Consider the following 9,164-nt stretch of genomic DNA (forward strand, 5'->3'; position numbering starts at 1 on the left):
CGAACGGCCGTCGCTGACGATGCTGCAGAGGCGGCCGAGCTACCTGCAGGGCAGCGGGACGGAATAGGTCAGGCGGCGGCGGCCATCGGCGGAGCGGCGTCGGCGCGATCCTGATCGAGACGAAGCAGCGCCGAACGGAGCGCCGCGAAGCAATCGGGATCGATCGCGGTCCCGATGTCGCCCTCCATGATCGCGAGCGCCTTGGACACCGGCATCGCGGCCCGGTAGGGCCGCTCGGCCGTGAGCGCATCGAAGATGTCGGCGGTCGTGATGATGCGGGTCTCAAGGCAGATCTCCGCCCCGCCGATCCCCTTCGGGTAGCCCTTGCCGTCGAGCCGTTCGTGATGCGCGCCCGCCATGCGGGCGAGTTCGTCGAAGGCCGAGATGCGCGACAGGATCGTCTCGGTGAGAGCGGAATGCTGGCGCATCGCGACCCATTCTTCCGCGTCGAGCTTGCCGGGCTTGTCCAGGATGGCGTTCGAGACGCCGAGCTTGCCGATGTCGTGCAGGAGCGCGCCCCGCTTCAGCCAGCGACGATGGTCGGGCGGGAGGCCCATCGTCTCGGCGATCAGGTCGGTGAAGAGGGCGACCCGCGCCGAATGGCCACTCGTGAACGGGCTCTTCGAATCGACGACCTGGGCGAAGGCCGCCGCGATGTCGTCGAGATGGTCCTCGTCGATCAGCCGAACATGCTGGGCCGGCTCGAGCGCGAACAGGGCGGTCGCGAGGTCCGGTTGCTCCAGCGTCGACCAGAAGCTCTCGTCCCGCGAGACCGTCATGAAAGCCGCGACCACGGCCGGATCGAACCAGGTCCCCGAGCGGCGGCGGATCTCGGCCGTCACCGCGTCACGCCCTCCGGTCTGCCAGAACACGTCCGCGACCTGCGCGACGAGAGCCAGCCGGGCATAGATCGGAATGGCGGTGCCGGAGAGTCCGAGGGGCCGTCCGCCCCCGTTCCAATGCTCGTCGAGCGCCTGGATTCCCAGGGCGACGGGTTCGCCGAACCGCAATTGCCGTGCGATGTCCGCGCCGCGATGGCACCGCGTCTCAATCAACTCCTGGGCGATCTGGCCGCCATTCTGGACGATGTTGACGATCGCCCGAAAACGTTCCGCGAGCCCTGCCCGCAACCCGGTATGGGCGAAGACGAAGCGAAGCACCTGAGGCAGGCTATCGCCGACCGTCTTGAAGTCGCGTTTGAAGCCGACGTCGTCTGCGAGGTACAACTCGCAGATCCGGGCCGCGTTGCTGGAACAGCCGAGGTCCTTCAGGAGAATGCAGTAATACAGCTCCCAGAGCTGGTCCTCCGCGAGGCCGAGTTCCCGGCCGAGCTGCATGCCGATCCAGCAGGATCGCACGCAGTGTCCGGCGGGCTGGCCCTCCGTCATGTCGAGGGCGTGGCTCAGCGCGCCGAGCAGTTCGGAGAGGCGAAGGTCCGGCGTCGCGTAGCGGCTCGGCGATGGCGCCGGGATTGCCGGGTCCGATGGGATCGACATGGGAAGTCCGAACCGGTCGGCCTGGACCGGCTCTCGACCATGCGGGCCAGGGCTTAATCCTTCGCGAAGGATCCGCTCAGCTTCGCGGATCCCGACTCGACGGCGGCGGTTCCATGCGAGGATCGAGACACGCGCGCGCCAGGGCCAGAAACGCCCTCGCCCGATGCGACAGCGCGCGCGGCTCCGCCGTGTCCCAGTCGATGCCGTGCTTCTCGTCGGCGCTCATCTCGCCGAAGGTTCGGCTCTCCCCGTCGGGTTGGAACATCGGGTCGTAGCCGAAACCCTGCCGGCCCCGGGGCGGGACGACCTGGCCGTGGACCCTGCCCTCGAACAAGGCCTCCTCCCCGTCCGGCCAGGCGATCACGAGCGCGGAGACGAAATGAGCCCGCCTCCGTTCGGGGTCGGTGGCGGCGCCCCGGATGGCGAGTTCACGCTCGACCCGCGCCATTGCGGCCTCGAAATCGGCGGGCTTGCCGGCCCAGCGCGCCGAGAAGAGCCCCGGCGCACCATCGAGCGCCTCGACGGCGATGCCGGAATCATCGGCAAAGGCCGGCAGCCCCGTGGCGCGCGCGGCCGCCCGCGCCTTGATGGCGGCATTTTCGGCATACATCGTCCCGGTCTCGTCCGGTTCGGCGAGGCCGAGCTCGCGGGCCGAGACCGCCTCGATGCCGAAGGGGGCGAGGAGCCCCTTCATCTCGGCAAGCTTGCCGGCATTGTGGGTCGCGATGACGACCCGGCCCTCGAGCCGACGGCCGGCCGTCACGCCGCGACCACCGCCTTCTGAAGAGCGACCAGTTCGCTCACCCCGGATTTCGCGAGCCGGAGGAGGCCGATGAACTCCTCCTCGGAGAACGGCTTGCCTTCGGCCGTGCCCTGGATTTCGACGATGCCGCCCGCGCCGGTCATGACGAAATTCGCATCCGTCTCGGCCGCGGAATCCTCGGCGTAGTCGAGATCGAGCACGGGCTTGCCCTGATGGATGCCGCAGGAGATCGCGGCGACGTGGTCGCGCAGCGGATCGACCGAGATGATCGAGCGCGTCCGCATCCAGGCGAGGCAATCGTGGAGCGCCACCCAGGCGCCCGTGATCGACGCCGTGCGGGTGCCGCCATCCGCCTGCAGGACGTCGCAATCCACCGTGATCTGGCGCTCGCCGAGAGCCGGCAGGTTCACGACGGCGCGGAGCGAGCGCCCGATCAGGCGCTGGATCTCCTGGGTTCGGCCGGACGGCTTGCCGGAGGTCACCTCGCGGCGTGTGCGCTCATGGGTGGCGCGCGGCAGCATGGAATATTCGGCCGTGACCCAGCCCCGGCCGGAGCCGCGGAGCCAAGGCGGGCCGCGCTCCTCGAGCGAGGCCGTGCAGAGCACGCGCGTGTGGCCGAAGGAGACGAGGCAGGAGCCCTCGGCATAGCGTGCGACGCCGCGCTCGAGCGTTACCGGGCGCAATTCGTCGGGTCTGCGGTTCGAGGGCCGAGTCATGCCGTTCCCGTGATGTGGAGGCGCGCTGTGTAGAATCCGCGGCCGGGCGCGGCAAGCCGACCCTTGCGGAGCGCGGGGCGAGGCGGCAGATAGTTTTTCCCACCCGAGGCGACCGGCCGTCATGAACATGCCGATCTCTCCCGGCTCGCAGCAATTCCGGCAGCTGGCCGAACTGAACGACCGTTCCCGCGAGATCTTCCGGCAGATCGTCGAAAGCTATCTGGCGACCGGCGAGCCGACCGGTTCGAAGACGCTCGCCCGCATCCTGCCGATGACGCTCTCGTCGGCCTCGATCCGCAACGTGATGGCGGAGCTCGAAGAGGCCGGCCTCATCTTCGCGCCCCATACCAGCGCCGGCCGGCTGCCGACGCAGCAGGGCCTGCGCTTCTTCGTCGACGCGCTCCTCGAGATCGGGGACGTCACCCAGGACGAGCGCGAGCGGGTCGAGACGCAGATGCGCGTCGCGGCCTCCCGCCAGACTTTCGAGGGTGCGCTCGCGGAGGCCTCCGTCATGCTGTCCGGCCTCTCGCGCGGCGCGGGCGTCGTCGTGACCACGAAATCCAATGCGCGTCTGCGGCAGATCGAGTTCGTGCAGCTCGATGCGGCGCGCGCCCTCGTGGTGCTCGTCTCCGAAGACGGCTCGGTCGAGAACCGCCTCCTCGACCTGCCGGCCGGAATGCCGGCCTCGGCCCTGGTCGAGGCGTCGAACTTCCTGAATGCCCGGATCATCGGCCGGACGCTCGAAGAGGTCCGGGACGAGGTTGCGGGCCGCCGGGCCGAGATGGAGCGCGAGCTCGACGCGATCACCGGGCGGCTCGTCGAGAGCGGCCTCGCGCTGAGCGTCGGCAGTTCCGAGACGCGACACCTCATCGTACGGGGCCAGGCGAACCTGCTCGAGGACCTTCGGGCCGCAGAGGACCTGGAGCGCATGCGGCTTCTCTTCGGCGATCTCGAGACGCAGACGGACGTGATCGACCTCCTGACCCGGGCCGAAGACGGCGAAGGCGTCCGCATCTTCATCGGCTCCGAGAATCGCCTGTTCTCGATGTCCGGCTCCTCGGTGATCGCGGCGCCGTTCCGGGACAGCCAGCAGCGCGTCGTGGGCGCGGTCGGCGTGATCGGCCCGACCCGGCTGAACTATGCCCGCATCGTCCCGATGGTGGATTTCACGGCCCGCGTGGTGTCGCGGCTTCTGGATCCGAGCCGGCGCTGAGAGTCAGCCCGCCTGGTCGGGCTTCGGATCGGGTGATCAGCCCTGTGTCGCTCTCCGGACATGTCCGCCGATCCGTTTGGGACCTGCCGGTCGGCGGACGACCGGCCGGACACGTCACTCGTCGCAGGCGCGGGGAAGATAGCCGGCCGGTTCGGCTGAGGCGTCTTGCCCAGGGGACGATCCCGGTCCATCGGTCGCGTGCGGCCGACGCGGCCCGCCGTACCGACCGGGACACGCCCATGACCACCTTCGATCTGGCCAAAGCCACGTTCGAGTCCTTCGCGCCGCGCAAGGATGACGTCTTCGACCTCCAGGGCTCGTCGGGCAACCTGGCGCTTCGGCTGGCCGACGTGCAGCGGCTCGGCCCGACCCCCCGGGCCGGGGGCGCGTTCTCGCTGGTCTTCCTGGGTGATCCGGGCCCCTTCCTGCCCCAGGCGACCTACCCGCTGTCCCACCCGGAACTCGGCGTGATGGAGATGTTCATCGTCCCCCTGGGACCGCAGGGGGACGGCAATGCCTACGAGGCCGTCTTCGCCTGAGGCGGGCTCCAGCCGAGGAGGTGATAAACGCCCTTGTCCTCCTCCAGCACGAAGCCGAGACGCCGGTAGAGCCGCATCGCCGGATTGAAGGTCTCGACATGGATCGAGACCGCCTTTCCGGCCGCCGCCGCCTCGTCCTGCAGATCGAGCAGCAGCTTTTCCCCGAGCCCGCGGCCGCGATGCTCCGGCAGCAGCGTGATGTCGATGATGCGATGCTGGCTGGGCCAGCGCTCGAGATAGAGACGGCCGATCGGCTCCGGCCCCTCCATGATCACGAGCCACTCGGCATCGGAGTAATGCGTCTGGTAATGCGCGTGCTGCGCCTGGAATTGCATGCGGACGAAGGCGCGCTTGCGTGCCTCGGGCCAATCCACCCGCGTCAGTTCGTCGGCTCGCGTCGAGGCATAGACGCGTTCGAGAAACGGCAGATCGGCTTCCTCGATAGGCCGGAAGACGAGACCGGCTTCGGCCGCCCGCGCCCAATCTCGCAAGCCGGAATCGAGGATCATGGCGGCGACGCCGCGAGCTGCTTCCGCATGGGCCGCTAGGACGCGCCCTCGACGACCAGCGTCGTGCCGTCCGCCCGAACCACGCGAACCGAGCTGCCGGCCGCCATCTCGGGTCCGACCACGCGCCACACGGTGTCGTCGACCCGGATGCGGCCCTCGCCGGCCGTGATCGGCCGATCGAGCAGGAAAGTGCGGCCGACCAGGGATTCGACGCGCCGGTTCAGCTTCGGGTCGCCCGGGATGTCGTCGCCCGTCTGCCGGGTCAGCCGCCGTCCCGCCGCTACGGCAAGGCCGGACAAAGCCGCGAAGCCGAGGAGGTTGCCCTGCCAGGGCAGGTCGAAGGCCCAATCGGCGAGGCCGGTCAGGATCGCTGCGATCCCGAACCAGACCAGGAAAATGCCCGGCGACAGGGTTTCGAGCCCGATCAGCACGAGCCCGACGATCAGCCATGCCCAGGGCCCGAGTGCGATGAACGACGCCATGGCTCAGCTCTCCGGGACCGACCCGTCGGAATTCGCCGGCCTGGTGGTCGGCGGCAGGGACCGGGACGTGCGGGCGAGGTGCGGCTCGCTCGTCGAGCCGGGATCGGTCCCGAACACGGAGCGGGTGATCTCGGCGATACCGCCCAGCGTGCCCGCGATGGACGCCATCTCGATCGGCACGATCACGACCCTCTGGTTCGGGGCGGTGGCGATGGCCTTGATGGCCTCGACATACTTTTCCGCCACCAGGAAGTTCGCGGCCGCGAGGTCGCCGCGCGAGATCGCGTCCGACACCATCGCGGTGGCCTTGGCTTCGGCCTCGGCCTGACGCTCGCGCGCCTCCGCATCCCGGAATGCCGCCTCCTTGCGGCCCTCGGCGGCGAGGATCTGCGATTCCTTGGCGCCCTGCGCCTTCAGCACCGCCGCCTGTCGCAAACCTTCCGCCTCGAGGACGGCCGCACGCTTCTCGCGCTCGGCCTTCATCTGCCGGGCCATCGAGCCGGCGAGGTCGGCCGGAGGCAGGATGTCCTTGATCTCGACGCGGGTCACCTTGACGCCCCAGGGCGAGGCGGCCGCGTCCATGACCTGGAGGAGCTTCTCGTTGATCTCGTCGCGATGCGACAGGAGCTGGTCGAGGTCCATGGACCCGACCACGGTGCGGATGTTCGTCATGGTGAGGACGAGCAGCGCCTGGTTCAGGTTGGTGATCTCGTAGGCGGCCCGGGCCGCGTCCAGGACCTGGTAGAAGGCGGCCGCGTCGATCGTGACGCCGGCATTGTCGCGGGTGAAGGCCTCCTGGGACGGGATGTCGAGCACCTGCTCCATGATGTTCACCTTGTGGCCGATGCGGTCCACATAGGGAACGATCAGGCCGAGCCCGGCGCCGAGCGAGCGCGAATAGCGGCCGAACCGCTCGACCGTGTAGACATAGCCCTGCGGGATGGTCCGGACGCCGGCCGCGATCGTGACGATCACGAGGACCACGACCACGATCGCGAAGATGTTGTAACCCATCGAAACCTCCGGGGACCGCGCCCGCCGGCCCATCCGCGACCGCGATCCTACTCGGGTCCTTGATCATACGTCGATGTCGGAACGATTGCGTCGCGACACGAGCGGCCAGAACCGCTCCTCGATGCTCCCGTCCAGGTCGGCGATTCACCCTTCGGCGGCGACGGGGATGCGCCCTCCGGAATCCGCCTGTACAAGCGCCGGAGATCGACCAAGAGGCTGGACGTGTCGGATACCGTGAGCGAGCAGGGCATTCACCCCTTTATCATGTGCGGCGGCAGCGGCTCGCGGCTGTGGCCGATTTCGCGCGCCAGCATGCCAAAACAGTTCCAGGCCTTCGTGGGAGATCGCACCCTTCTTCAGGAGACCGCGATGCGGGTAACCGGACAGGGTTTTGCGCCTCCGGCCTTCATCGCGGCGGAAGCCCATCGCTTCATCGTCGCGGACCAGATCGAGGCGCTCGGCATCCGGTCGGGTCCGGTGGTGCTGGAACCCGTGGCCCGGAACACCGCGGCGGTGGCCCTCGTCGCGAGCCTCGTCACCCAGGAGGCCGGCGACGGCCTCGTGCTGCTCCTGCCCTCCGACCACGTCATCAAGGATGCGGCCGCCTTTCGGGCTGCGGTGCTGGCCGCCGTGCCGGCTGCCCGGGCCGGCCATATCTGCCTCTTCGGCATCCAGCCGACCCGGCCGGAGACGGGCTACGGCTATATCGAGGTCGGAAGCGACCCGGTGCCGGATCCGGACAGCCCGGTCCGGAAGGCCGCCGGCTTCGTCGAGAAGCCGGATGCCGCGAATGCAGCCCGAATGCTCGCTGACGGCCGCTTCGTCTGGAATGCCGGCATCTTCCTGTTCGCTCCGCAGACGCTCCTGGCCGAGGCGGCGGAACGGCGGCCCGACCTCCTGGAGCCCGCCCGCGAGGCCGTCGCACGCGCCCGCCGGGACGACGGCGCCATACTCCTCGATCGCGAGGCCTTCGAACGGATCGAATCGATCTCGATCGACTATGCCCTGATGGAGGGGAGTTCCCGCACGGCGGTCGCCCGGGTGGCGCTCGACTGGAACGACCTCGGCGCCTGGGACGCCATCCAGGCCGCCCACCTCCCCGATGCCGACGGCAATGTCGTCCTGGGCCACGCGGTCGGCATCGACACGAAGGATTCCTTCATCCGCTCCGACCGGCTCCTCGTCGCGACGCTCGGGCTCAAGGACGTGCTCGTCGTGGCCAGCGACGACGCCGTGCTGGTCGCCGACAAGTCACGCGCCCAGAACGTCAAGGACGCCCTCGCCCTCCTGCGCCTGAAGGGTTTCGGCGAGGCCGACACCCACGCCGAGGTGCATCGGCCTTGGGGCAGCTATCGCAGCCTGATCTCGGGCGACCGTTTCCAGGTCAAGATCATCACGGTGAAGCCCGGCGGCCGGCTCTCGCTCCAGCTGCATCGGCACCGGGCCGAGCATTGGGTCGTGGTGCGGGGCGCGGCCCAGATCACCTGCGGCGAGCGGGTCTTCATGCTCTACGAGAACCAGTCGACCTATATCCCGCAGGGCGAATCGCACCGGCTGGAAAATCCCGGCCATATCCAGCTCGAGATGATCGAGGTCCAGTCCGGCTCCTATCTCGGCGAGGACGACATCATCCGGGTGGAAGATGCCTATGGGCGCGTGGCCTAGGCCTTCGCCGCCCGTCTTGCCGCCTCACCAGACCGAGACGGCGTAATCGCCCCGATCCCGCGGGAGGTTCGGGTTGTAATAGGGGTCGGCCTCGATCGTCTCTCCCCAACGCGCCCGGAAGGCGGTCTCGTCCGGCGCCGTGACGACGGAGCGCTTCAGGGTCGTGCCCTCGAAGTGATAGAGCTGCGCGAAGGGTGAATAGACCACCCGGTATCCGGCCCTACCGAGTCGCAGGCAGTAATCGGCGTCGTTGAAATCCACCGAGAAGCTTGCATCGAAGAAGCCGAGCTCGCGCACGAGGCTCATCCGCGTCGCGAGCACGGCGCCGGTCACGCAGGAATAGTTCCGGATCAGGTGCGTGTAGCCGTTATAGCCGATCGCGTCCGCCGGGAGATTGTGGAAGACGTGGGTCGTGGCGCCCATGACGCCCAGCGCGACGCCCTGATGCTGGACACGCCCATTCGGGTAGAGGAGGCGCGCGCCCGCGGCCCCGATCCCGGGCCGGCCGGTGAGGCCGATCAGCGCCTCGATCCAGTCGGGCGAGATCACCTCGACGTCGTCGTTGAGAAGGATGACGTCCTCCGTCTCGACGAGCGCGAAGCCGGCATTCGCCTTGCGGGGGAAGTTGAAGGGCGGCTCGAAGCTGTAGCGCTCGATCCGGACGCCCAGTCCGCGCAGGTGCGCCGCGACGTCGTCCTGCATGCGGCCGTTATCGAGCACCAGGATGCGGTAGTTCTTGAAGGTCGAGCGCCCGACGATGCTGTCGA

At 68.8% G+C, this 9,164-nt stretch carries 10 protein-coding genes; 3 read left to right on the top strand and 7 right to left on the bottom strand.

Annotation, left to right across the window (positions count from 1 at the left end; genetic code table 11):
• Window positions 1-68: 68 nt before the first annotated feature.
• The 3 genes from ACFE87_RS20715 to rph all read right to left on the bottom strand — a co-directional run bounded on the left by ACFE87_RS20715 (window position 69) and on the right by rph (window position 2,975).
• On the bottom strand, window positions 69-1,388 hold the full coding sequence (locus ACFE87_RS20715; RefSeq protein WP_375461566.1) for an HD-GYP domain-containing protein: 1,320 nt from the start codon (window positions 1,386-1,388) through the stop codon (window positions 69-71).
• A 184-nt stretch (window positions 1,389-1,572) separates the two neighbouring features.
• Window positions 1,573-2,259, bottom strand: coding sequence for an RdgB/HAM1 family non-canonical purine NTP pyrophosphatase (gene rdgB, locus ACFE87_RS20720; RefSeq protein ID WP_375461556.1), 687 nt, complete (start codon window positions 2,257-2,259; stop codon window positions 1,573-1,575).
• Window positions 2,256-2,975 (bottom strand): ribonuclease PH, encoded by a 720-nt coding sequence (rph, locus tag ACFE87_RS20725; protein ID WP_375461557.1) that lies wholly within the window; start codon window positions 2,973-2,975, stop codon window positions 2,256-2,258. The genes rdgB and rph overlap by 4 nt, the downstream gene beginning before the upstream one ends.
• Window positions 2,976-3,096: 121 nt before the next feature.
• On the opposite strand from rph, the gene hrcA reads away from it, so the two are divergent.
• Together hrcA and ACFE87_RS20735 are read left to right on the top strand one after the other, a co-directional pair.
• The gene (hrcA, locus tag ACFE87_RS20730) at window positions 3,097-4,188 is read left to right on the top strand and encodes a heat-inducible transcriptional repressor HrcA (RefSeq protein WP_375461558.1); all 1,092 of its coding nucleotides are present in this window, start codon (window positions 3,097-3,099) and stop codon (window positions 4,186-4,188) included.
• Between the two features lie 239 nt (window positions 4,189-4,427).
• A complete protein-coding gene (locus ACFE87_RS20735) occupies window positions 4,428-4,727 on the top strand; it encodes a DUF6916 family protein (RefSeq protein ID WP_375461559.1) in 300 nt (99 codons plus the stop codon).
• On the opposite strand, the gene ACFE87_RS20740 is transcribed toward ACFE87_RS20735, so the two are convergent.
• The 3 genes from ACFE87_RS20740 to ACFE87_RS20750 are packed head-to-tail and all read right to left on the bottom strand — an operon-like array spanning window position 4,706 to window position 6,732.
• Window positions 4,706-5,236, bottom strand: coding sequence for a GNAT family N-acetyltransferase (locus tag ACFE87_RS20740; protein WP_375461560.1), 531 nt, complete (start codon window positions 5,234-5,236; stop codon window positions 4,706-4,708). The genes ACFE87_RS20735 and ACFE87_RS20740 overlap by 22 nt on opposite strands.
• Window positions 5,237-5,271: 35 nt before the next feature.
• Entirely contained in the window at window positions 5,272-5,718 is a 447-nt protein-coding gene (locus ACFE87_RS20745) for an NfeD family protein (protein ID WP_375461561.1), read from the bottom strand.
• Window positions 5,719-5,721: 3 nt separating this feature from the next.
• Window positions 5,722-6,732: an SPFH domain-containing protein gene (locus ACFE87_RS20750; RefSeq protein ID WP_375461562.1), complete on the bottom strand. Its 1,011-nt coding sequence runs from the start codon at window positions 6,730-6,732 to the stop codon at window positions 5,722-5,724.
• Between the two features lie 222 nt (window positions 6,733-6,954).
• On the opposite strand from ACFE87_RS20750, the gene ACFE87_RS20755 reads away from it, so the two are divergent.
• Window positions 6,955-8,397: a mannose-1-phosphate guanylyltransferase/mannose-6-phosphate isomerase gene (locus ACFE87_RS20755; RefSeq protein WP_375461563.1), complete on the top strand. Its 1,443-nt coding sequence runs from the start codon at window positions 6,955-6,957 to the stop codon at window positions 8,395-8,397.
• 24 nt (window positions 8,398-8,421) lie between these two features.
• Here the strand turns inward: ACFE87_RS20755 and ACFE87_RS20760 are convergent.
• A partial coding sequence (locus ACFE87_RS20760; protein WP_375461564.1) for a glycosyltransferase occupies window positions 8,422-9,164 on the bottom strand: 743 nt, incomplete at its 5' end.

It is taken from the genome of uncultured Enterovirga sp., assembly GCF_964242715.1.
GTDB lineage: Bacteria > Pseudomonadota > Alphaproteobacteria > Rhizobiales > Beijerinckiaceae > Enterovirga.

Bases quoted from the DNA above. Each gene is read 5' to 3' on its own strand.
- rph (WP_375461557.1), bottom strand. From the start codon at position 2,975: ATGACTCGGCCCTCGAACCGCAGACCCGACGAATTGCGCCCGGTAACG.
- ACFE87_RS20750 (WP_375461562.1), bottom strand. From the start codon at position 6,732: ATGGGTTACAACATCTTCGCGATCGTGGTCGTGGTCCTCGTGATCGTC.
- ACFE87_RS20745 (WP_375461561.1), bottom strand. From the start codon at position 5,718: ATGGCGTCGTTCATCGCACTCGGGCCCTGGGCATGGCTGATCGTCGGG.
- ACFE87_RS20735 (WP_375461559.1), top strand. From the start codon at position 4,428: ATGACCACCTTCGATCTGGCCAAAGCCACGTTCGAGTCCTTCGCGCCG.
- hrcA (WP_375461558.1), top strand. From the start codon at position 3,097: ATGAACATGCCGATCTCTCCCGGCTCGCAGCAATTCCGGCAGCTGGCC.
- ACFE87_RS20715 (WP_375461566.1), bottom strand. From the start codon at position 1,388: ATGACGGAGGGCCAGCCCGCCGGACACTGCGTGCGATCCTGCTGGATC.
- ACFE87_RS20740 (WP_375461560.1), bottom strand. From the start codon at position 5,236: ATGATCCTCGATTCCGGCTTGCGAGATTGGGCGCGGGCGGCCGAAGCC.